A 23,506-nucleotide genomic window follows, 5' to 3' on the forward strand; every position below is an offset into this window, starting at 1 on the left:
GAAGTCCCACAAGCACCACAGCAAGAAGCACGCTGCCAAGAAAGAAGCTTCCGCCGCTCAAAAGGCTCAAGCCGCCAAGGCCGACGCTTCCGCTCCGAAGGCCAAGAAGGCTCACAAGCACGCTGCCAAGAAAGAAGCTTCCGCTCAGAAGGCTCAAGCCGCTAAGGCCGACGCTTCCGCTCCGGTAGCCAAGAAGTCCCACAAGCACCACAGCAAGAAGCACGCTGCCAAGAAAGAAGCTTCCGCCGCTCAAAAGGCTCAAGCCGCCAAAGCCGACGCTTCCGCTCCGGCCAAGAAGGCTCACAAGCCGGCTGCCAAGAAAGCCGCTGCTTCCGCTGCCAAGTAATCATGGCGCGAATGCCGCGGCTTCTCGCTTAGCGGCATAGCAAGATACGGGGCGCGCTGCGCCCCGTTTTTATTTCTGGTGCCCCGCGCGATGAAACTCCCCCGCCTTTTCCTCTGCCTCGTCCTGATCCCCGCGGTGTCGCATGCCGCGCCGCTGAGCCGCGAACACAAGATTCTGTTTTTCGGCAAAGACGACCGCGTGTTGACCAAGCCAAACAAGATGCCATGGCAGGCCGTCGGCCAGCTGGAAACCCGCTCGCAGAATATCTGCACCGGCACGCTGGTGGCGCCGGATGTGGTGTTGACCGCCGGGCACTGCTTCCTGGACGACAAGGGCCGGATGGATAAGGCGATCAGTTTCACCGTCGGCTTATGGGGCGACGAATACGAAGAGCAGAGCCGCATCACCGATGTCTACGTGGACAAGGCTTTTCTGAAAGGGCTGATCCGCCGCAAGGATGGCGTCTACATCCCGCCTGCCATCGCCCCGCGCGATTTCGCCTTCGTCCGCCTGGCCAAGGCGCTGGGCGTGCAGCAGGGCGCGATTCCGGTCTTCGCCGGCAACAGCGCGCAACTGAAGCAGCTGCTGGACGAACGCAAATGGACCATCACCCAGGGCGGCTATCCGGTGGACGACCAACGCCACCTGCGCGTCCACAATCACTGCCAGGCCACCGCGCTGCGGGCCGATGGGCGGCTGACCCATCGCTGCGACACGCTGGAAGGCAATAGCGGCTCGCCCATCTTCGCCATCGACGGCCGGGGCCGCGCCACCATCGTCGCCGTGCAAAGCTCGGCGCCGCCGGCCTCGCGCCGCAAGCTGGAAGACAATATGAGCGTGTCGGCGCCGGTTTTCAGCCAGGCCTTGCGCGATTTCATCGCCCGCAAGACGCCGCAGTCCGCCAAATGAACAAAGCCGCCCACAGGCGGCTTTTCTGATCAAACAGCCGACGCTCAGCCGGCCAGCGCGTCGCGCTGCAGCTGCAGCAACTCATTGATGCCCTTGCGCGCCAGCGCCAGCATCGCCGCCATTTCCTCCTCGCTGAACGGCTCGCCCTCGGCCGTGCCCTGCACTTCGACAAAGCGCCCGCTGCCGGTCATCACCACATTCATGTCGGTTTCGCAGCCGGAATCTTCCTGATAATCCAGGTCCAGCACCGGCCTGCCTTGAAACACCCCCACCGACACCGCGGCCACCTGGTCGCGCAGCGGATTGACCGCCAGCTTGCCGTTTTCCAGCAGGCCGCGAATCGCATCGGCCAAGGCGACATAAGCGCCGGTGATGCTGGCCGTGCGCGTGCCGCCGTCGGCCTGGATCACGTCGCAATCGATGACGATCTGACGCTCGCCCAGCTTGGCAAGATCAATCACCGCGCGCAGAGAGCGGCCGATCAGCCGCTGGATTTCCTGGGTGCGGCCGGACTGCTTGCCGGCGGCTGATTCGCGGCGCATGCGGCTGCCGGTGGAGCGCGGCAGCATGCCGTATTCCGCCGTCACCCAGCCCTGGCCCTTGCCTTTGAGGAATGACGGCACCGTCTCTTCCACGCTGGCGGTGCAGATGACTTTGGTGTCGCCAAACTCCACCAGCACCGAACCTTCGGCATGTTTGGTGTAGGAACGGGTCAGACGGACGACGCGCATGGCGTCGGCGCTACGTTGGGAGGGTCGCATGAAGCTGTCCGGTAAAATCGATATGAACGCAATTATAACCGCTCAAGCGCTCTTTCCCACTTGGCTGGCCAGAATCTCTCTATGCATGGTTTCCAGATTGGATTCCAGAATCAGCCGGCCGCCGATGCGCGGCGGATTCTTTTCCGTGTCCAGCGCATCGTCGCGCTCGCCCAGCTCCACCGCATCGTCCAGCACGGTCACGGCTATCGCCGACAGATTATCCCCGCCAGCGCCGGCGCGACGCTCCGCCACATTGATCAGCGCCGGCAGCACCTGATTGACGCCGCGGCCGGCGAAGACGCGCTCCAGCTCCGCGTCCTGCACCTGGGACCACAGGCCGTCCGTGCATAGCAGCACCGAACAGCCGGGGCCTATCGGTTGGCGCTCGCCGATATCGATGCTCGGATCGCTGGAGGCGCCCAGACAGTTGTAGATCTTGTTGCGATCCGGATGCGTCTTGGCCGCTTCCTCGGTCAACAGCCCCTGGTCGATCAAGCGCTGCACCTGGGAATGATCGCGCGAGCGCAGCCGCATGCCTTTTTGATCGATCAGATACAAGCGCGAATCTCCGACATGGCACCAGAACAACTGGTCCTGCTGCAGGATGGCCGCCACCACGGTGGTGCTGGGCACGTCCGGCAGCCGGTGGTCGGCGGCATACTCCAGAATCACCTGATGAACCGAACTGATGGCATTCACCAGAAAACGATTGGGATGGTTCAGCGTGGGCGACGCCTGCTGATAGAACAGCTCGCACAGCAGATCCACGGTGATCTGCGCCGCCACTTCGCCGCGCATATGGCCGCCCATGCCGTCCGCTACCACCAACAGCACCGACTCCGGGGTATGGGCAATGGCCAAACGGTCTTGGTTGTAACTGCGGCCGCCGATGCGGCTCTCCTGGAAGACCGATAATTTCATTCCGTTCCCTTTCCATGCCGGCCGCCAGTCAAGCCCTTGATCCAGCCGACCAGTCGATTGCCCTCGCCTGCCGTTTCGCGCAGCGGATCGCTATACGCCTCCTGCTGCAGGGATTTTTGCACCTCCAGCACCGTTGTCGGCCGGTCATCGGGACGCAGCGCCAAACAGCGGTCGCACAGCTCGGTCAACTCGCGCGAATACTGATGACGAAAGGCCTTGGCGGCCGGCACCAGCGTATCGCCGGCCAAGCGCGCCTTGGCGCCGGGCGGCACATCCCCCCCCATGCAGACATACAGGCAGGCGCCGATGGCATAGATATCGGTCCACGGGCCCAAGGGCTGGTCTTTGTCGTACTGTTCCGGCGCGGCGAAACCCGGCGTATACATGGCGGCGAAATGCTTGGCGGTGCGCGACAGCGTCTGCCGCGCGGCGCCGAAATCCAGCAGCAAGGGCACGCCGTTGCGGCGCAGATAGATATTGGCGGGTTTGATGTCCAGATGCAGCAGACGCTGGCTGTGCACCTCGCGCAAACCGGACAGCAGCGCGGCAAACCATTTGCGGACCTGCCGCTCCTGCATCTGGCCGCCCACCAGCTCCAGCTCACGCGCCAGCGAGCGGCCTTCGGCATACTCCATCACCATATACACCGTATGGTTGGCGCGAAAGAAGTTGCTGACGCGCACGACCGTGGGATGGGCGATGGCGGACAGCACCCGGCCTTCCTCGAAGAAGCATTTCAGCCCCAGATTGAAGGCATCTCGGTCCAGCTCAAGCGGAACGGTCACCTCGCCGTTGGGATTGCGCGCGGCCAGGTTGCGCGGCAGGTATTCCTTGATGGCGAACTTGCGATCGTCGTCGTCCAGCGCCAAATAGACAATGCTGAAGCCGCCTACGGACAGCTGGCGCACAATGGTGTACTCCGCCAGACGGTAGCCAGGCGGCAACGGGGTTTGCTTGCTGGATTGAGTCATGGGATCGCAGTTGATATAGTGTCCTCTGGCCCAGGATTGATCTTAGCAAAGCAATTCGGGCCCGGCCGTTGGAAATCTTTTCAATAATCAGGAGCCCCGCATGATATTGAGCATGACTGGCTTTGCCGCCGCCACCCGGGAATTCCCTGGTGGGATGTTGAGCCTAGAGGTTCGCGCCGTCAATCATCGCTATCTCGATGTGCAAATGCGTTTGCCGGAGGAGTTGCGCATCATCGAGCCGCAACTGCGCGAACAAATCGCCGCCCGCGTCACCCGCGGCAAACTGGAATGCCGCGTCGGCCTGAACCAAGTCGATAGCGCCGCCCCGACGCTGGAGCTGAACCAGGCTTTCCTGGGCCGGCTGCTGGAAGTCTCCCGTGAAGTGCAGCAACAATGCGCCGACAACAAAGGCTTGTCCGTCGGCGAGCTGCTGCGCTGGCCCGGCGTGCTGAAGAGCAACGAACTGGCGCCGGAAGTGCTGCACCAGCTGTGCCTGGATGCGCTGCAAACCGCGCTGGCCGACTTCAACGCCTCGCGCGGGCGCGAAGGCGAAAAACTGAAGGCGGTGCTGATCGAGCGCATCGAAGCCATGGAAGGCATCGTCGCCGCCATCAAGCCCAAGCTGCCGCAAATCCTGGAAGGCTATATGACCAAGCTGGCAGGCCGCCTGCAGGAAGCGCTGGGCAATGTCGATGACGACCGTCTGAAACAGGAGTTTGCGCTGTTCGCGCAAAAGATAGACGTAGACGAAGAGCTGTCGCGCCTGACCACCCACCTGACCGAAGTGCGCCGCATCCTCAAAACCGGCGGTCAATCCGGCAAGCGGCTGGACTTCCTGATGCAGGAGCTGAACCGCGAAGCCAACACCCTGGGCTCCAAGTCCGTCTCCACCGACACCACGCAGGCTTCTGTCGAACTGAAGGTGCTGATCGAGCAGATGCGGGAGCAGATACAAAACATCGAGTAAACTTTCACGCCGTGTCATGGCGTGTCAGCAAAACCACAAAAGCCCCGCCAGACGGTAATGCCGTTCATTTAACGGATCGAACCTGTTTGGTCGGGTAACGTGACGGTAACTTCTTCACGACGCGGGGGCATTCGCGCCCCCGCCGTTGTTTTGGAAGCAGCAATTCTCCAAGGCGCTCTCGTAGGCGCTGTAAGCGCACCGGCAAGGTGCCGGGACTACTGATCGCCATCCAGCTCCATTCATAGCGCAAATAATGCAGCGCCGTCGTGAAGCTTAGCTCTGTCGGCATGACGCCTGCTTCTCGCGCCATCTCGGCCATTTCCAGCCGGACTAGGTTGTAGGCTAGCAGCGCCCCCCATACTTCTTGTCGCACGGTCTCCGGTGTACCGCTGCGTAACGTCAGCTCGCTCCCAAGCAATTCCTGCTTTAGTTCGCGGTAACTAGTTTCGACTCGCCACCGTTCCAGATATTGCGCTTCGACTTCCTTGGCAGGCCATGCCTTGGCATCCAGTAACGACGTCAGCAAGATGCGCCGTTTCCCACCTCTAGATGCCGTTTCGATAACGCGGGCCACCCAGTGTGTCGGCAGGGCCGGATTGTGTTCGCGCGCTTGCGGGGAGACTTTCATCCGCACCCGATAATCGGTCGGATGTGGGTCCAGACGCTCCCATTTGCTGTTGCTCTTGGCCGGGATCAGCCAATGCCGACTCATGCCGGACTGCTGAACCTGCAGGAGCAAATCAGCACTGAGAAATCCCTTGTCGAAGATGGTCAACGAGTGGTCCGGAATCGATGGCAGCAAGTCACGGGCGTAGCGCATTTCATTCTTGTCGTACAGACCAAACACGGCATCCCGGACCAGATGGGTGTTCAGAGAGGTCAAGGTCAAGAGCCGCAGTTGGGGGTAGCTCGCCACAACACCAGAGGAATAGACCTGGGCACCGAAGTGCTGGCGATTTTCTGGGGTGTCAGGAGTTCGTAATGTGCTGCCATCAATAGCATACCGGGTGAGCCCGCGCCAAGTTTGTCTGTGCCGATGCCGTTCATCCCAAGCCACTGAGCTCAGCGCAAATAGCTGCGCCAGCGGCTCCTCTCCGAGCCGCTGTCGCGCTTGCGTTAAGGCGCTTTTGGCGATGCCCGGATTGATCTCGTCAGGCAGTGCCAAATCGAGGTGAGCCACGACCTCCGGAATGGATTGATGCCGGTACATGGCGAGCGCAATGACCAGCCAGACGGCTTGTTCTGCCGGCAATTTACGCCGTCGGACGCTGGCCTTGCCGGTGACAGCTAAGGCATGAGAGACCCCGTTGGGGTCAATCTGCTGAGAAAGTGCAGTGAAATCAGGGTATTTGTAGGACTTGCCAACCATCGGAACCGGGGTATGAGAATAAACTTAGCCGAGATATGAGCAAGATTCGCGCCATGAAAAATGCCGTTCACACTCTTAAGTGAACGGCATTACCCGCCAGACGGGGCTTTTTCAATTCATGCCGTGTCATGAAGAGTCAGCAAAACCACATAAGCCTCGCCTGTCGGCGAATTTACTCCCTTGCATCTCAATAAAACGCCGCCAGCCCAACCAGGCATGGCGGCATCTGGAAATTGCCTTGTAAGTAATTAATACTCTGGTATACGCAAGTCATGATCAATAAAGTACTTCTTCCAAAATGCGCTCCCTTCGAGCATTTCATCGAGCTTTTTCGACAGTATTTCTTTATCCTCATCCATTCCAAGATGAGATCGACATTCAATCACTTTATACATTGCTAACGCATGGTCATTTCTTAACTGCAGCACGTTATTGAACGTTTCAAGAGCTCGCTCATACCGTCCATATTTCATATCGGAATTTCTCAAGAAATTCATTTCTAGGTTTATGTCGTAGGCAATAGACTCAATTTGAGAAGGTGTAAAATCCTTTGTTTGCACTACGCACTTCTTATATCCAGCCATTCGAATGTCGCCTTTAATTTCGCCATTCTTGACTGCCTTGATATACATCTCACTCCCTGCCAATGGTGTCGCAACATTGATTCGATACCAGTTGGCGTCCAAGGTTTTTAGATATTCTCTGGTATCATCAATATCACTCAAGGTCTCGCCAGGCATGCCTATGATGATATTGCAGTCAGTATAAATACCCAGCTCGCGACAATCTTGCACTACTCGGTTAGTGATGGAAAGCTTCAGCGGCTTTTTCATAACCTCCTTCAGAACACGGGCGCTACCGGACTCGACCGCAAGCGTCAGCTGCCTCACGCCGGTCTTATAAAGCTCCTCCAACATGGGCCTATCCAAAGCGTACAAGGCCAAAGCATTTGGGAAAAAGCAGACAAGATTCAGCTTTTGCGCGATTTTCAGTACGCTAGCGGCCCACTCCTTATCCCATAAAAACATATCATCTTCAATGACCAAGGTATTAGGGGAATATTTATTGCACAGATCTGTTAATTCCCGCTCAATCCTCTCAATTGTAAAGGCTCTCATTTTACGCCCGTGTACCGTATGAGCGGCACAGAATGTACAATGAAACGGGCAGCCTCGACTCCCCATATACGTAATGTAATTAGTTCTATCGCCTATCGAGGTATAGGCTTTAATAGTTGGATTGAGATGATAATCCTTCAAGTCAATACAATCATAATCCAAATCAGGAATCTCATCCAAATTAGAAATAAAATTGTGTTGATAGACCCCACCCAAGACCAAGTTCTTCTTGGTAATCCACTGCATAGAGCTATCGCAATAAGATTTTTTATCCTTTGCAGCCATCAATTCGGAGATGGGTAGCTCCCCTTCTCCAAAGCAGAGAGCATCAAATGCATCTGCCGCATCGGAAAAAACCTCACGATACATTGTAGTAGGCAAATTGCCGCCGCAAATTCGAAATGCCTTTGGAAATATTCGCTTCGACGCCTCAGCCAAAGACAGTAAATTTTCATACCCCGTTATGAACAACGATGAAAAACCAATTACATCTGGATCAAACCCGGAGTCTCTAACTGACGTCAACACCCTGTCAAACCAATCATGGAATGAATCCGCATCAGGATCATCCCATGTTTTATGTACTTCCGTATTAAAATCGATTACTTTTACATCAGTATCGCACTTACTCTTCAACCAAGCGCTGATAGTCAACACCCCCAGCGGCACATCCGTAATCAATACACCATATTTTCTCCCATTGCGATGGGTCCAATATTTACTATTCGCAGATGGGTTGACGAATGCGTCAAAGGTAATATTTGGAGGAATAATCAACAAACAATTAGAAGACATTTTTACCTCGCTTATTTTCTATTCCACACGAATAGTGATCACATAACTAAATTGTCTCAGTCCAAAGCAACTCTGTAAGCCTTGTATGCACCCGATCCCTGTATTGCTATCGGCCACCATTGGCTTTGCTTAAGGCCAGCCGATGTCTCCCCCAGCCCTCAGCGCTTCGCGCTCTGGCAATGCTACTATCTCATCTGACCGGGCTGGCAAGCAGCAACTTCGATGGAAATCGACAAACTGATGGATGATTTAACACCATCGCAACAAAACTGTGGATGATTGGATCTTGTTGCTTTGCCAGACGGCACCTTCCGCAACCGCTTCCGTCTATCCAACACATGATGAGGCCATCAGCACCAAACTGGTGCTTGAAAGGATACACTTTCCAAGCAGCCCGCGTTGTCAACATAGGCTTTGGGTCGAAACGCGAAAATGCTATATATATATTTTGAAAAGCAGTATTTGGCCACCCATGTATTGAATTTATTCTGCGCCAACAATGCTTCCTCATGTAGATTCAGCCAACCCGCCAGGGGATGAACGAACAGGTCGCTCTTCGCACGCCCTTGCCATGCCAGTTGGCCCTGTGCTAGGAAGAATCTGTACTGTACGGATCTGGGTGCAATGGGTCTTGGCACGCTCTTGTAGGTAGAGTGCAAGCTCAGAGCACCAAAAGTATAGTCATCCAACAAGGCTTCAAAAACAGGCAGATTCGCGCGGAGCGCAAATCTTGGCTAAAGGAAAAGCTGCCCCCTTTGATGTACCCGAGCGCATCGCTCGTTAACGCTCTTGAAATTCTCTTCCAGACACACGGGCTGAGGCGGGCACGCCACGTAAACGCTCATACTCAGTCGATTTGTAAGCGAAATATGCCAGATATGCTTTATTCCCTACGCGAAATCACGGAAAATGAATCTTTAAGCTGATACCTGAAAGAAATGCACCATGACCAAAGCCGAACTGATTGCCCTGCTCGCCGACAAGTCCGGCCAGACCAAAGCCGACGTACTGCGCGTATTGGCCGCTTTTGACGAAGTGCTGCTGGACACCCTGGCCAACAATGGCGAGCTCAGCATCGTGGCCGGCAAGTTCAAGGTGAAGGAAAGCGCCGCCCGCACCGGCCGCAATCCGAAGACCGGCGAAACCATCCAGATTCCGGCCAAACGCAAGGTGGCGTTCGTCGCCAGCAAGCAATTGAAGGATCGTATCGGCTAAGCGCCCGATCCCGCCTCCATCATTGAAAACGGGCCGCGCAAACTGCGCGGCCCGTTTTGCATGCCCACAAGCTTAGTTTTGTTGCCAGATCAGCCTGGCAATCGCCGCCGAATCCAGCTCGCCATCGCCCTGCTCGACCAATTGGTCGATCAAACGCATTGTGCGCTCAGCCGCCGGCAGGCTGATGCCCTGCTCACGCGCGGTATCCAGCACAATGTGCATATCCTTGGCGTGCAGCTTGGCCTTGAAGCCGGGCGCGTAGTTGTCGTCTATCATGCGCTGGCCATGCACATCCAACACACGGCTTTGCGCGAAACCGCCCAGCAGCGCGGCCCGTACCGGCGCGGGATCGACATCGCAGGCGCGCGCCAGTTTGACGATTTCGGCCACCGCCGCCACCCCCACTGCGACTGCGATCTGGTTGCACGCCTTGGCCACCTGGCCGGCGCCGCTGGCGCCTATGTGGGTAATGGTCTGCCCCATGGCTTGCAAGGCTGGACGAGCCTTGTCCAAGGCCTCAGCTTTGCCGCCCACCATGATAGTCAGGGTGCCATTGATGGCCCCCACCTCGCCGCCGGACACCGGACAATCCAGGAAATCAATCCCCTTTTGCGCCAAGGCTGCAGCGATGCGGCGCGCGCCATTCGGCGCGATGGTGCTCATATCCACGCAAACCAGTCCCGGCTTGCCGCCATGGACTGCGCCGCGCTCACCCAGCAATACCTGCTCGACATCGGCCGTATCGGACACATTGGTGACCAGCACGTCGACCTGCGCGGCCAACTCCGCTGGACTGGATGCCCATTCCGCGCCGGCATCCAGCAAAGCCTGGGCACTCTCGCGCTTGCGCGCCCAGACGTGGACCGGATGGCCCGCCTTCAACAGATTGAGGACACAGGGACGCCCCATGATGCCAAGACCGATATAACCAATTTGCATGCCATTCTCCCTGCGCGGAAACATAATCGGCTGAGCATAGGCGATTGCGCCGAACGGCGCTAGGGGCTTAACGGTTGCTGACTGGCGCGCGCCGGTCGTTGATCCAGTCTTCGAATTCGGTTTGCGCCGAACCCGCCTGCTTTTCCAAGTAGTAGACGAATGCCAGGATTTCAGCGACGGCTCGATACAGTTCCGGAGGGATATGCTTGTCCAGATCAACCTGCATCAACAGCGAAACCAGCTCGGGCGAATCGTGGACGAAAACGCCGGCATCCTGCGCGCATTCGATGATGCGTTGCGCCATCTGACCATATCCCTTGGCCACCACCAGCGGCGAACGATGGCCATCCTGATATGACAGCGCCACCGCGGAGCGGCGCTTGTCGTCATTCTGCTGCCGATTCATTCTGACTCACCGCCAGGCCAGCCAAGGTCAGGCCGGCGGCCTCCATGCCATCGCGCAAACGCGCGGCATGCTGCCTGATCAGCTGGCTCGTATCCTCGTCTTCGGCCTTGAAAGACACTTGTACCGACTGTCCAACCAAGCGCACCCTCACCCCCATGCCGCCCAGCGCCGGCAAAGCCAGCGATAGACTGGTATTCCACACTGGAATGTCCTCCTGCCCATCCCCCTGGCGCTCGTTTTCCATGGGTTCCTGCTGGATTTGCATCTCCATCAACTGGCCAGGCCAGGCCAGGCCCTGAAACTGCACGGTACGCTGTTCCAAGCCATCCAATTGCCGCTGCACCAAGTGGCCCAGTTCCTGCAATTGCGGCTTGACCGCATTGTTATTCTTTTGCCCCTCATCCAAGGCCTGCATGGTCAGCGTCAACTTAGCCTGCGGCTCCTGTTTCAACTGCTCCAGAGGATGCAAGCCATTGCTGAAATCCTTGAGATGGGACTCATAGAACAGGCCGCTCTGTTTGACGTTCAACTGCAGCTGCTTGGCCAGTTGCTCCGGCGGATGCTCGCCGGCATCCAGCTGCAAGGGCAAATGCTTTGCCGTTGCGCCGGCTTCCGCAGCATTCGCACCCTCTTTCGGCGTGCTGAGCAAGGTAGTCAGGTAACGGGATGCAGTGCTGAGCTTGACGGCGACCGAGCTGTCCTGCGGCGGCGGCGTTTCCTTGCCGCCATCCTGCAATTGGAAGGTCAGCGTCGGAGACAGCGACACCACTTTCAGATTCAGGGTATCGCTGGGCAAATGGGTGCCTTGGGGCAGGTTCAACGTGAACAGCGCGTTCTTGATCAGAACGGCCAACTGATTATTGCCTAGTTGGTCTGCCACCTTGGCCGTCAGCAATTCGCCCACCATCAAGGATGGCGGGCTATCCGGCTGGCTGAGCGCCTCCAGCAGCCGGCTGGTATCCACCGAGGTGCGCAGCTGGTTAAGCGTCTGCGCCGCGCCTTGCGAGGCGGTGGAAACAGCGTTCGGTAACGATGGGATCATGAGGTGGGGCTATTACGGTAAAGCGATACGATCAGCTCGGCTTCACTGCGTGAAATACCACAGCGAGAAGCCACCTCGGAGGCGGTCAAACCCTGGCGTATCATTTCTATGGCTTGATTGTAAGGACTCAATCCGGCATCGCCGGTCGCCTGGTGCTCCAGCTTGGACTGCAAGCGCGCCACATCCCGCTGCAGGGCGCTGATTTGCTGCTGTTGCTGGTCCAGATACAGCGAGGTGAGGCTGTCCCGCTTGCTTTCCAGCCGCTGCAATCGGCCGAACAGGTAAACAATGGCCACCGCCAGCACAAGCCACAGCGCAACCATCAGGTACGGGAAGAAGGCGCCGGTCATGGAGAATCCCCTTGGGTGAGCATCCACATTGACTTTAAGTGTATGGCGAAAAATAGCGCAACCCAAGTCAAAACCGGCTCATTCCTCATCCAAGACGTCGCCCCGCCAAGCGGGCCGACATATAGCAACGCAATATCATGATTTGTACTGACGATTGAGCTTGGAACTCTGGCTCAAAGCCCTCAACTCATGCTTGACCTGATCCGCCCAGGAGGCGATCTGCGTCTGCACCTCAAGACGCAAGACCAACACGCGCTTCAAGGCGTCGCGCTGTTCAGGGCTGAGTTTGTCTCGCTCGCCGGCCTCCAGCCGTTGCAATAGCTGGTGAGTATAGCCTTCATGCAAGGTGAACAATTCAACAAAACGCGGCCGCTCGCGTTGATTGGCCGCTTCCAGCAACTGTTTCGTCAAAGGCTCCAGCTGGTCTATTAAATTAGCCAAGCCCTTAGGGGTGGAAGCGAATTGCGCGGGCATGCCTGTCATCACGCTCCAGAACTGGAATTGGCCTCGGCCTGCGTGGCAGCATTGGCGCGGTCAACCTGTTGCCAGGCAGGCAGAATCGTTTCCATCAAGCCTTTGACTTCGGCCAGGATTTCCTTGTCGTTCTTCAGGCTGGCTTTGGCCAGGCGCATCTTCATGTAAATGTAAAGGTCATTCAGATTGACCGCGGCTTCGGAGCCTTGTTCCAGGTCCAGCGCGATGCGAAGCCCTTCCAAAATGTCGACGGCCTTGTTGATCATCCGAGCCTTTTCATCGAAACGGCCCGCATCAATCGCGATGCTGGCGGAGCTCAACGCCTTGATCACGCCTTCGTAAAGCATCACCACGATGCCAATCGGACTCGCGCCGTATATCGCCGCTTTCAGCGCGTCGTTGGCATAGGCCTGATTGAACTGCTTGAGCATTCGTGAATTCAGCATGAGTCACCATCAATTCTGGGGCATCAGGCAGCCTACGCCGCCTTCTGCGATTCTACTTGGAAATCAGGTTGAACAGGCTATTCGAACCTGCCTGCATCTCAGCCAACGTTTTGTTCAGCCCTGTATACTGCTGCAACAACTGACGTTGCTTGTTGTCCAGCCTCGCTTGCAGCGAGCTTTGCAGCTGAGACTCCTGATCCACGCGGCTCTTGATCGAGGCCTTGCTGGTTTCGATCAGGCCGGTCGGGCCCAGCATGCTGTTGATAGCCTGATTGAAGCGCTGGGCAAAGCCCGTATTGTCGGCATTGCCAAACAAGTTGGCAACGGCTTGCTTGTCCTTTTTCAGCGCATCATTGAATGCGTTCTGATCAACTTTCAGCGTGCCATCTTTCTGCAGAGCAATGCCGACTTGCGACAGGAAGGCGTAGGAATTAAGCGGGTCCGCGCCATTCACGCCGACCGATAGCACTTGTTGCAGCTGACCCTGAATATCCAGTATCGAGGCATTGCCCTTCAGAGCGCCTTTACGCGCATCCTTTACATCGTTGACGATCTGGTTGTAAGCATCAACAAACGATTGCAGGTTCTTATTGATGCCGGCGTTGTCTGACGCAAGCGAGACCGTGAAACTGCCCGGCTTGTACAAGTCGATTTCCACGCCGGCCACAGCCGATGATATGCGATTGCTGCCCGCGCTCACCGCCACGCCATTGACGGTCAGGCTGGCGTTCTGGGCATTTTGCGACTCTTTGGCCGCGGCGTCGCTCTGAGTCAGCCCCGCCAGCGTAGAACCGGCCGTATTGCCGGAATCATGGTCGCTGCCGCCGATGGTGAACTGGTTGTCGGTGCCGGAACTGGCCGCGGTCAGCACCAGTTTGAACTGCTTGTTGTTCTCCACCAAGCTGGCATTCACGCCGATGCTGGCCGCGTTGATCTTGTCATTGATGGTTTGCAAGGACACCGGATCACCGGGCTTGTCGCGCAGTTTGATGGTCTGCGTTTTGCCATTGATCTGGAACGTCAGCTGGTCCGGCGCGTTATTGATTGCGGCCTTGCTGTCGGTGATGGTCAGCCCGCCCGCCTGATCAAAAACCAACTGTCGGTTGCTCGCCAGATTCTGCACTGATATCTGGAAAGTGCCGGCATTGCCGCCACTGGTCGTGGATACGGCGGCCATCGAAGCATCGCTGACCGATGCTTTGAAAACCTGCAGGAAACGGCCGGACGACAGCGAAGTCATCGCCGTCTGCAGCGCAGACAAGGACGAACTCAGTCTGCCAACGGTACTCAACTGAGTATTGTACTGGTCAGTCTTTCCCAAACTGGCATTTAGCGGCTGTCTTTCAATCATCATCAGCTGGCTGACAATGCCCTGCACATCCAAAACGCCCACGGAACTGGTAATGGCTGCCATTTTTTTGTGTCCTTATGTTCGCACCGCATCGCATCAGGACAGTTGGATCAGGCTTTGTCCTTCAGCAAGAGTCCTTTGAAGTCACCGATCGCCTTGGCGATGCGCAGCGCTTCTTCAGACGGAATCTGACGAATCACCTTGTTGTTTTCCTTGTCGACGACTTTCACCACCGTTGCGCCGGTGTCCTTGTCGACTGAAAACTGCAAGGAGCTATTGTATAACGTTGCCGCATTATTCAACTGGTTCACCGATTCCTGCAGTTGCTTGGGATCGGTAAGCTGTTTTTTTTGCGCATCCGCAGAAGACTGTTGCTGCTGGCTCTGCCCAGCCGCTGCAACGGCCTGTGAGGAATCGGCCAAAACGGGCTGACTCTGATCACCCGTGGGTGCCTGGGCCAACTCCACCAACTGTTGACGTTGCACCGGCGCCGCCGGCGCAGGGGCGGCAGGCGATAAAATGGACGGGATTTGCATGATCATACTCCTCATGAACGCAGCTCCGGCTGCCCAACCGGAGCTGCACTCTGGCTATACCATCAGATTACGCTTTATTGCAGCAGCGTCAAAGCGGCTTGAGGTATGGTATTAGCTTGCTTCAGAATCGAGGCGCCGGCCTGTTGCAGAATCTGGTTTTTCGTCAGATTAGCCGTTTCATGAGCAAAGTCTACATCCACGATACGGCTGTTGGCTGCGGTCAGGTTTTGTACGTAGTTCTGCAGGTTGGCCACCACCGCGTCAAACCGGTTCTGCACCGCACCCCAGTTGGACCGTACAGTGGAGATTTCGGCGATGTCGCTGTCCAGCGTGGACAGCAGGGCCGACGCGCCGGACTGCGTGGTGATGTTGATGGTGCCCGTTGCCGTCAGCGAGGAGTTGTAGCTGCACAACACGCTGGCCGAAGTCAAATCCACGGACGAAATCGATACCTGGTTACTGCTGGCGCCGGACGAGCCGACTTGGAAGGTCAGCACCGCGCTACCAGACAACAACTGCGTGCCGTTGAACTGGGTCGTTTGCACGATACGCGAAATTTCCTGGGTCAACTGGTCCACTTCGCTTTGCAGCTGCGAACGGTTGGTATTGCTGACGGACGAGTTGGCAGACTGCACCGCGATTTCGCGGATACGCTGTATATTGTTGGCGATCTGACCCAACGCGCCTTCGGCGGTTTGACCGACCGAAGTGCCGTCGTTGGCGTTCTTGATCGCCTGGTTGTTACCACGGATGGCGGAAGTCAGGGTCTGCGAAATCGCCAGGCCAGCCGCGTCATCCTTGGCGCTGTTGACGCGCAGGCCGGAAGACAGGCGTTGCAGCGATTGCGACAGCGACATCTGCGAATTATTCAGGTTCAGCTGGGCTTGCAGCGACGTAATGTTGGTATTGACGGTAATGGCCATGATGACTCTCCTGGTGCTCTGTGTGTGGGCAAAGTGGCTTGCTTACATCACTTATCGACCAGGTCGAACCGAACTTTACGGTGAAAATGTGAATTTTCACACTTGACCTTCCATCAACACCACCAGCGTATCATCTCATCTGCTTTCCTCCAGCCTACACCTATTTTCTTGTCACTCCGCGGCGGCAAGCCGCCACGGAGTCCAAGCTATCAAGCTTTACTGCAGCAGCGTCAGCGCGGACTGAGGCAGCGAGTTAGCTTGCTTCAAGATAGAACTACCGGCTTGCTGCAGAATCTGATTCCTGGTCAGATTAGCGGTTTCAGAGGCGAAGTCCACATCCATGATCCGGCTCTTGGCAGCCGTCAAGTTTTGCGTGTAGTTCTGCAAGTTTGCCACCACCGCATCAAAACGGTTCTGCACCGCGCCCCAGTTCGAACGCACCGTGGATATCTGGGCGATATCCTTATCCAGAGCCGACAGGATGGCCGAAGCACCCGATTGAGTCGTGATATTGATCGTGCCAGTATTGGTCAGAGAGGAGTTAAAGCTGTTCAAGGAAGCAGATGTAGCCAGATCCACCGAGGAAATCGAAACCTGGTTGCTGGCATCGCCGGATGAGCCAATCTGGAACATCAGCACCGCACTGCCAGACAACAGCTGGGTGCCATTGAACTGAGTCGTCTGCACGGTACGCGAGATTTCCTGGGTCAGTTGATCCACTTCTGATTGCAGCTGCGAGCGGTTAGTGTTGCTGACCGAGCCGTTGGCGGACTGCACCGCGATTTCACGAATGCGCTGCAGGTTGTTGGCAATCTGGCCCAACGCGCCTTCCGCGGTCTGGCCGACGGAGATGCCGTCATTGGCATTGTTGATCGCTTGGTTATTGCCGCGGATGGCCGAGGTCAGCGTCTGTGAAATTGCCAGACCAGCAGCATCATCCTTGGCGCTGTTGATGCGCAAACCGGAAGACAAACGAGCCAAGGACTGAGACAACGAGGCCTGTGAGCCGTTGAGGTTATGCTGGGCTTGCAGCGACGTAATATTGGTATTGACGGTAATTGCCATTTCATTCCCCTTATCAGCCCAGTGGGCTCACCAAGATAATTGCCTGATGGTGAGTTGATCGGCTGCCCATGAGGAACTTTGACGAAACCGGTAAAATTACCAAAATAAAGCCATTTTCCCTTTAAAAATAAAAACCCTCGGGTTTGCACCCCGAGGGTTTTGACGCTTGCAAAAAATTAGCCGTGCAGAATCTGGAACCAGTCCTCGTAGTGATCCTCCAGCCAATAGTGCTGATTGAACCACGCTCGCAGCGTATCGCCTTCCTTCGCCAGCGCATCCAGATCATGGACGCGTGAACGTATCGCCTCGATCCAGGCGTCCGCCCGGTTCGGCACTCGGCATACCGGCGCATGATTGGTCTGGTACGGGTAAATGTCGGTGCATACCACCGGCCAGCCCAGCACGCCGTACTCCAGCAAGCGCAAGTTGCTCTTGGCCTCGTTGAACGGGTTCAGCTCCAGAGGCGCGACGGCGAGGTCAAGATTCAAGCTGGCAACTTTTTCCGCGTAGTCGGCGAAAGTCACCGCATGGTGCATCTCGGCCACATACGGGCGGAATTGCGGCAGGCACATGCCCATGAATATCCAGTCCACCTCCTGATAGGTGGCCAGGATCACTTCATGGATCAACTCCAGGTCGCCACGGTGCTGGCCGGCGCCTACCCAGCCGACGCGGGGTTTCTTGCCTGTGCGCCGCTCTGATTTCAAATCGCCCCAGATGGTTTTACGCAGCCGGTTTGGCACCACAGCGACATCGCCAACCATTTTCTGGATGAAGTCAGCCAAGGGTTGGGTCGACACCACGGCGGCGTCGCACAGCTTCAGTACGCGGCGCAGACGTTGTTTGGCATCCGGGTAATGGCGGGACCAATGGTCATACAAGCTGCTCTTTTCCGGCACGCCGCCCACCAAGTCGTCCAGGCCGAATACCACCCGCACTTCCGGCGTGTATTTACGATACGCATCCAAAGACTCGTAGATGTAATCACTGATGCCGGTATGCAGCAGGATGGTATCTGGCGACTGACGAGCCAGTTCCACCGCCGTGGGCAACCCGGCGGATGGTTGGTGAATCTCGCCATCCAGCTTGCCCATTTCCTGCAGCACGGATAAGGGCTGGCTCAAGCGATATTCGCCGCTGCCGCCGGGTACCGGAATGCCTAGCACCCGTTTGCGGCCAGGCAACTTTGGATCCCAAGCCACAATGCGGTCCGGGTCCAGCGCCACGCGCTTGGTACGCAGCGACAAGTGCCGGCTGAAGCCAGGATCGTTTCTCATCACCGGCATCCAACGCGCCAGCATCGCCTCCATCTCGTCCCGCTCACGCACCGCGGCGCGCAGAGCTGGACGCGGATCAGTGGTGACACGACCGATGCTCTTGGCGTGATGGTGGTACAAAACGACAAAGGGGTTGTAAACATTGCGCAAACCGGCTGCCTGTATCTTCAGACAAAAGTCGACGTCGTTAAAGCAGACTTGAAACGTCTCCGCATCCATGCCGCCCACCGCATCGTAAATCTGCTTTTCCACCAGCAGGCAAGCCGCCGTCACCGCGGAGTAATTCTGCATGGTCAGGCTGCGGTTCAAGTAACCGGCAAACAAATAATCCATGTCCTCGAACACATGATCCGCCACCGAATACATGCCGCCCGGCATGCCCAACACAATGCCGGCGTGCTGTACACGGCCAATCTCCGGATACAGCAGACGGGCGCCCACCGCTCCGACGCCCGGTTGCTGCGCCGTGGCCAACATCCGCTCCAGCCAATTGGCGAAGATCACTTCGGTATCGTTGTTCAGCAACAACAGATATTCGCCCCGCGCTTCAGTCGCGCCAAGATTGCATTGCGCCGAGAAATTGAATGGCGCGTCATAGCGGAGCACCCGAATCCGGCCCGGATAGTGCGCTTGCGCTTTTTCGTAATATTCGAAGGTTTCCGGATCTTCCGAGCCATTATCGACCAGCAACACTTCAAAATTCTGGTAGCCAGTAATGCCGAACAGACTGGCCAGACATGGCTCCAGACATTCCAGCTTGTCCTTGGTGGGAATGATGATCGACACCAGCGGCGTAGCCAACAACTTGTAGTCGAAATGGAAAGTGCCGGGCACCAGGCCTTCGGACACCGTTACCGGCAAGCCGCAACGTTGGCTATGGCTTTCCAGCGCCACGCGGCGCGAGGCGTTACCCAGATTGTCGAGCTTGGGATCCACCCAAGGCAGCGACACCAACACATCGTCGATGTGGCGAATGCCCTCCACTCCCCAGGCTTCGAACACGCGCAGTAAAGCATCATAGCAATGCGCGCGCGGATAAGGCTGGAATCCGCCGATCTTGGCGATGGCCTCGGTATTGAATGCCACCGCATAGCCGACGTAGTCCATCGAACGCAAGTACTCAGGCGAGAAGTCCGGCAGAAATGAGGGACGGAATCGCTTGCCCATCGGCGAGACGATATCGTGATCGCTGTAGATGGCGGCGCTCCCCGGATGCGCATGGATCTCCTCGCCGATTCTCGCCAGCGAATGAGGCTGCAAACGGGCCCCGGCGGGCAACAACATGATCCAATCTGACGGCACATCGGCAATGACGCCGTTGACGACTTGCGTTACCTGAGAGTCATCATCCAGATTATCCAGCTGCAGCCAGGCAAGTTGTGGATTGTTGCTGAAAATCGGGTCAGGTTGCGGCGCATCGGACACCACGATCAAACGCCACTGGCGATAAAGCACGCTCTCCATGGCGGTGAAGGTTTCCGATAGCCTGGCCAAACGATTCGATGGCGCCAGTACGATCAAATTGAACATCGGCACCTGCTTCCACGCCAGGCACATGCGCTCAGCCAGCTGTTCCGCGTGCACTTCCCGCAAAGCGCGGCGCTTGACCCATTTGCGATAGTCCTTCAAGCCATCGACGTCGCTCTCGGCCAAGGCATAGGTGACGATACGCCCAAGCTGCCGCAAGGGCTGCGGTTTCAGATGTGTGGGCAGCAGCTCGGCATAGCGGGCCAACAGCTCCTGCAGCCGCCCTTCCAGCAGACGGTTTTCCAGCACATGGCGGCGCGCGGCCGCGGCCTGGCTGACGCGCAGCTCGGCGTCGTCGATCAGCTTGCTGATCCCCGTCACCCAGCCATCTTCGGTATTTTCCACTACCGTTGCCAGGCCGCTGTCCTTCAGCGCCGCATAGGATGTCACATCAGACACCACAGAAGCCGCGCCAACCACCGAATACTCCAGCCATTTCAGGTCGGACTTGTAGTCGTTGAATTCGCTCTGCACCAGCGGCACCACGCCGATGTCGATCTTGAGCTTGGCCAGTTCCGGCAGATACTCGTTGTAGGTGACGAACTCCGGCACCTTGCGCACGTCCTTGATGCCGACGAAGCTGGAAGGCACATCGCCCCAGAAGACGAACTTCACCTGGCCGGCATACTCGTGATAAATCCGCTTCAGCGCGGCGGACACCATTTCCACGTCTTTGGCGTGGGTGCTGGTGCCGGCAAAGCCTATCGTCACATGGCCGCTGTGCGGCAAGGGTTCGACCAGGCGCTCGCTGGCAAGCAGGTTAGGAAACACAAACACCTTGTCGGTATAGCGCCTGACCTTTTCCGCCAACGCCTCGGTCGACACGGTGACCAGCGCGCACTGCGGCAGCAGCCACTCGATGCCCTCAAACGAAGGCTGGCACATGCCATACATGACATGCTCTTCCGGCATGTCCAGCAACCAGTCGTCAATCTCATAAATGATAGGCTTGCCGGACGCCACCATCTCTTCAAGCAAAGGGCGGAACTCATAGGAAGGAAACAAGCGCTGCACGATGAACATATCCATCGCAGCGACAAAGTCACTGTCTTCTTTGAAGGGATACACGCCTTCGTAACTGTGATCGGCCTGATTCTTGAAATGGTAGGACTCGAGCACCGGCGACATTAAACTCAGAGGATCTCCCAGCCTCAGCTTGTAGCAGGCGGCATCCTGCAGGTCTCGAGTCAGAACGCCGACGCGCGGCTTACGAGGTTTTAATGATTCCACGTTATTTTCCTGAGATTTCATGGCTGCTGCTCGCTTGGTCAGATCATGAATGCTACAAATCGGCGCCAGCCTATCAACTGGCCGACAACGGCATGCTTTAAACGGCACATAATTAGGACGGCTACGGATCGGCCAGCTGAAACCATACGCATTTTTCTCGACAACGGCCATGCCAGACAAACATAAGGTATGGAATCCTACGCCGGCCCCACTCGCCTGCAAACGGCATGTTGACAAGGCCATCCCGACCGGACATTCAAAATGCGATCGGTCCAGACTGCGCCACTATAGCAGTGTCACGTTCCAAAATGCCATGACGCAGTAAACTGTAAATAAAAACGGGCCTCGATCAACATAAAGGCCCAAAACTGTTCTACATAGCACTGTAAGGGTACTTCCAGAAACCTCACGCTGCGGCATGATTGGCCATGAGAACGGGACAGGCCAGTGAAAGCATGTTTAGCGCCGGCAAACTATCTAAGCCAGGCGACCCGTCCGAATCTCTTGGCCAGCATGTTTCCTCTCCTGCTGACGACCAACATTGACCATGCACAGCCCAGCCGCAATGCTGTGCTGACTTTCCGCGGACGGCTGTCACAGGCCGGACTCGACACAGCCGTGTTAGAGGAATTGAACTGCCTATTGCAAGCCGAGGCCTATCTCGACCGCGGTTGTCGGACTCTTGAATCTACCATGGTGCCGTTTCCAAACTGGATTTATGCCCCCTTGACAACGCTTTCAAGTCTGGGTGGCCATAGGCTCATCTTCAAGTGCTGCCACTGGCTGCAGTATGTCGGCCAGCAGGCCATAATGCTCGGCGGACCAGTCTGCCGGATTGATGCCTTCCAGCCCGAATATCCAGGCCCATCGTCCCCAAAATGGCGTCTTGATCGCTTCAAGATACTGAAGGTAATGCTGGTCAGCCAGAGCTGTCTGCCCCATTCCCCTATAGCACTTTGCCAAGCAGTAGTGCGCAAACGCATGATCGCTTTTCAAACGCAGCACATTCTTCAGTCCACGCTCAGCCCAAGCGTAGTTTCCACAGCGCAAATCGTAATTGTGCACAAAGTTGAGATCCAGATTCATGAAATACTGGTATTCCTGAATGAACTCCGCTGTGAAATCCTCGGTATTGATCACCGCGGTGCGGTAGTCCGACCCTAGGTCATTGATCTTGATATACCCCTTAGCCTTGGATATATCGTGAATCTCACTGCCAACGATGGGGCTCGCACAGGCGATGTTGAACCAATTGGAAGCAATTTCGCGCAAATTATGCCGCGCCTCCTCTAGGTCCTCCTTGGTTTCGCCCGGCATGCCAATCAAGATATTGGTATTGGTGTAGATGCCCAGCTCGCGGCAGTCCCGCGCCACCCGCTCCGAGATTTTCATCTTCAAGGGCTTGCGCATCTGTTTCTTCAGCACTTTCTCGCTGCCGCTTTCCACCGGCAGCACCAGATGGCGGACGCCTGCATCCCAGAAAGCCTTAAGCATAGGCATATCCAGCGCGTACAAGGTCAGGCCGTTCTGGTACACCGAGTTAAGATTCAAGGATTTGACGATGTCTAGGATCTTGTACACCCGATCGGAGTCGGCCATCAGGTGGTCATCCTGGAAAATCACTGTCTGCGCGCCGTATTTTTCGACCAGCCGAGTGAAATCCTCGCGCACCCGCTCCAGCGAGTGATAACGCATCGAACGGCCATGCGTACGGTGCGAAGCGCAAAAGGTGCATAGAAAAGGGCAGCCACGCGACGTCATCACATGAAAACCGCGGTTTTTGTCCAAATTGTGGTAGGACGCCACCACTTGGTTGATTTCATGCTTGTCGATATCGCATAGGTCATAGTCGAAGAACGGAATCTCGTCCAAGTCATCGATGAAGTCGTGCTTGGGCGCGAACAGCGCTTCTCCCATCACTTTCTGGCGGGTAATCCAGGAGTCCGATGCCGCCAGATAGGCCTCGGCATCGTCGGCTTGCAACAGATGCAGCATCGGCTTCTCGCCCTCGCCGAAACACAGCGCGTCGAAGAAGGTGCAGCCCATGTCGCGGTAAATCTGCTCGTAGCTGTTGGTGGGGATGTTGCCACCGCCAACGACCAGGCTATCCGGCCACACTTCCTTGGCCATGCGTCCGCAATCCATGAAATTGGGAAACGAGGGACTAAATAGCGACGAGACGCCGACAAAGTCAGGCATGAAATCTTGCGCCTGCATAAAGAAATGCCGGCACAAAGCCTCGAAGTTCTCGAAGGGTACGGCGTCCAGCGCATTGACCTCGGCGTTGAAGTCGATCAGTTTGACCTCGACGTCGACGAATTTCTTCAGATACGCCGAAATCGATAGCGGTCCCAGCGGCAAATCGGTGCGCGGGATGTTGTATGCCTTCCCGTCCGCCTTGGTCAACTGCACATTGTAATACTCGGGCTTGGTGAACGAATCCCAGGAAATGTGCATCGGCACGACCAGCAAAAGTTTCTTCATTCTACCCCTCCTCGAGTCATGAGCGGACACAGCGCAGGCAACCGTCGCCACGCCGCCATGCAACTTCGTATTTAGCTTGTCGAT

Annotated in this window: 21 protein-coding genes; 4 read left to right on the forward strand and 17 right to left on the reverse strand. The window is 56.7% G+C overall.

Annotated elements, in window-relative coordinates; genetic code table 11:
• Together QUG01_RS07040 and QUG01_RS07045 are read left to right on the forward strand one after the other, a co-directional pair.
• The coding region (locus QUG01_RS07040; protein ID WP_500829500.1) for a hypothetical protein at positions 1 to 346 on the forward strand (346 nt) is incomplete at its 5' end.
• Between the two features lie 90 nt (positions 347 to 436).
• Positions 437 to 1,255, forward strand: coding sequence for a trypsin-like serine peptidase (locus QUG01_RS07045; RefSeq protein ID WP_500829501.1), 819 nt, complete (start codon positions 437 to 439; stop codon positions 1,253 to 1,255).
• A gap of 44 nt (positions 1,256 to 1,299) precedes the next feature.
• Here the strand turns inward: QUG01_RS07045 and rph are convergent, their stop codons facing one another.
• The 3 genes from rph to QUG01_RS07060 are packed head-to-tail and all read right to left on the reverse strand — an operon-like array spanning position 1,300 to position 3,908.
• Positions 1,300 to 2,016 (reverse strand): ribonuclease PH, encoded by a 717-nt coding sequence (gene rph / locus QUG01_RS07050; protein ID WP_500829502.1) that lies wholly within the window; start codon positions 2,014 to 2,016, stop codon positions 1,300 to 1,302.
• Between the two features lie 42 nt (positions 2,017 to 2,058).
• The gene (locus QUG01_RS07055; protein WP_500829503.1) at positions 2,059 to 2,937 is read right to left on the reverse strand and encodes a PP2C family protein-serine/threonine phosphatase; all 879 of its coding nucleotides are present in this window, start codon (positions 2,935 to 2,937) and stop codon (positions 2,059 to 2,061) included.
• Complete coding sequence (locus QUG01_RS07060; protein WP_500829504.1) at positions 2,934 to 3,908, reverse strand: serine/threonine-protein kinase; 975 nt, start codon at positions 3,906 to 3,908, stop codon at positions 2,934 to 2,936. Before QUG01_RS07060 ends, QUG01_RS07055 begins: the two co-directional genes overlap by 4 nt.
• 100 nt (positions 3,909 to 4,008) lie before the next feature.
• On the opposite strand from QUG01_RS07060, the gene QUG01_RS07065 reads away from it, so the two are divergent.
• Positions 4,009 to 4,875: a YicC/YloC family endoribonuclease gene (locus QUG01_RS07065; protein WP_103317855.1), complete on the forward strand. Its 867-nt coding sequence runs from the start codon at positions 4,009 to 4,011 to the stop codon at positions 4,873 to 4,875.
• Positions 4,876 to 4,939: 64 nt separating this feature from the next.
• Here the strand turns inward: QUG01_RS07065 and QUG01_RS07070 are convergent, their stop codons facing one another.
• Together QUG01_RS07070 and QUG01_RS07075 are read right to left on the reverse strand one after the other, a co-directional pair.
• Positions 4,940 to 6,244 carry an IS4 family transposase gene (locus tag QUG01_RS07070; RefSeq protein ID WP_500829505.1) on the reverse strand — a complete coding sequence of 435 codons (1,305 nt, stop codon included), beginning with the start codon at positions 6,242 to 6,244 and terminating at the stop codon, positions 4,940 to 4,942.
• Between the two features lie 248 nt (positions 6,245 to 6,492).
• Positions 6,493 to 8,157 carry a B12-binding domain-containing radical SAM protein gene (locus QUG01_RS07075; protein ID WP_500829506.1) on the reverse strand — a complete coding sequence of 555 codons (1,665 nt, stop codon included), beginning with the start codon at positions 8,155 to 8,157 and terminating at the stop codon, positions 6,493 to 6,495.
• A 945-nt stretch (positions 8,158 to 9,102) separates the two neighbouring features.
• On the opposite strand from QUG01_RS07075, the gene QUG01_RS07080 reads away from it, so the two are divergent.
• Positions 9,103 to 9,372: an HU family DNA-binding protein gene (locus tag QUG01_RS07080; protein WP_103317883.1), complete on the forward strand. Its 270-nt coding sequence runs from the start codon at positions 9,103 to 9,105 to the stop codon at positions 9,370 to 9,372.
• Between the two features lie 72 nt (positions 9,373 to 9,444).
• Here QUG01_RS07080 and QUG01_RS07085 read toward each other — a convergent pair whose 3' ends face one another.
• The 12 genes from QUG01_RS07085 to QUG01_RS07140 form a co-directional block, all read right to left on the reverse strand.
• A complete protein-coding gene (locus QUG01_RS07085; RefSeq protein ID WP_500829507.1) occupies positions 9,445 to 10,311 on the reverse strand; it encodes an NAD(P)-dependent oxidoreductase in 867 nt (288 codons plus the stop codon).
• Between the two features lie 67 nt (positions 10,312 to 10,378).
• Positions 10,379 to 10,717 (reverse strand): EscU/YscU/HrcU family type III secretion system export apparatus switch protein, encoded by a 339-nt coding sequence (locus QUG01_RS07090; RefSeq protein WP_500829508.1) that lies wholly within the window; start codon positions 10,715 to 10,717, stop codon positions 10,379 to 10,381.
• Positions 10,698 to 11,759, reverse strand: a complete 1,062-nt coding sequence (gene fliK / locus QUG01_RS07095; protein WP_500829509.1) for a flagellar hook-length control protein FliK — start codon at positions 11,757 to 11,759, stop codon at positions 10,698 to 10,700. Before fliK ends, QUG01_RS07090 begins: the two co-directional genes overlap by 20 nt.
• A complete protein-coding gene (locus tag QUG01_RS07100; RefSeq protein ID WP_500829510.1) occupies positions 11,756 to 12,109 on the reverse strand; it encodes a DUF2802 domain-containing protein in 354 nt (117 codons plus the stop codon). The genes fliK and QUG01_RS07100 overlap by 4 nt, the downstream gene beginning before the upstream one ends.
• Positions 12,110 to 12,244: 135 nt before the next feature.
• Positions 12,245 to 12,592 carry a flagellar protein FliT gene (locus QUG01_RS07105; RefSeq protein ID WP_500829511.1) on the reverse strand — a complete coding sequence of 116 codons (348 nt, stop codon included), beginning with the start codon at positions 12,590 to 12,592 and terminating at the stop codon, positions 12,245 to 12,247.
• Complete coding sequence (gene fliS, locus QUG01_RS07110; RefSeq protein WP_500829512.1) at positions 12,592 to 13,029, reverse strand: flagellar export chaperone FliS; 438 nt, start codon at positions 13,027 to 13,029, stop codon at positions 12,592 to 12,594. Before fliS ends, QUG01_RS07105 begins: the two co-directional genes overlap by 1 nt.
• Before the next feature lie 52 nt (positions 13,030 to 13,081).
• On the reverse strand, positions 13,082 to 14,443 hold the full coding sequence (gene fliD, locus QUG01_RS07115; RefSeq protein ID WP_500829513.1) for a flagellar filament capping protein FliD: 1,362 nt from the start codon (positions 14,441 to 14,443) through the stop codon (positions 13,082 to 13,084).
• A gap of 47 nt (positions 14,444 to 14,490) precedes the next feature.
• Positions 14,491 to 14,916, reverse strand: coding sequence for a flagellar protein FlaG (locus tag QUG01_RS07120; RefSeq protein WP_500829514.1), 426 nt, complete (start codon positions 14,914 to 14,916; stop codon positions 14,491 to 14,493).
• 74 nt (positions 14,917 to 14,990) lie between these two features.
• Positions 14,991 to 15,839: a flagellin N-terminal helical domain-containing protein gene (locus QUG01_RS07125; protein ID WP_106077659.1), complete on the reverse strand. Its 849-nt coding sequence runs from the start codon at positions 15,837 to 15,839 to the stop codon at positions 14,991 to 14,993.
• Between the two features lie 216 nt (positions 15,840 to 16,055).
• Entirely contained in the window at positions 16,056 to 16,904 is an 849-nt protein-coding gene (locus QUG01_RS07130) for a flagellin N-terminal helical domain-containing protein (RefSeq protein ID WP_500829515.1), read from the reverse strand.
• A gap of 176 nt (positions 16,905 to 17,080) precedes the next feature.
• Positions 17,081 to 20,836, reverse strand: a complete 3,756-nt coding sequence (locus QUG01_RS07135; protein WP_500829516.1) for a glycosyltransferase — start codon at positions 20,834 to 20,836, stop codon at positions 17,081 to 17,083.
• 840 nt (positions 20,837 to 21,676) lie between these two features.
• The gene (locus QUG01_RS07140; RefSeq protein WP_500829517.1) at positions 21,677 to 23,422 is read right to left on the reverse strand and encodes a B12-binding domain-containing radical SAM protein; all 1,746 of its coding nucleotides are present in this window, start codon (positions 23,420 to 23,422) and stop codon (positions 21,677 to 21,679) included.
• Between the last annotated feature and the right edge of the window lie 84 nt (positions 23,423 to 23,506).

This window comes from Chromobacterium sp. CCUG 76385 (assembly GCF_059916625.1).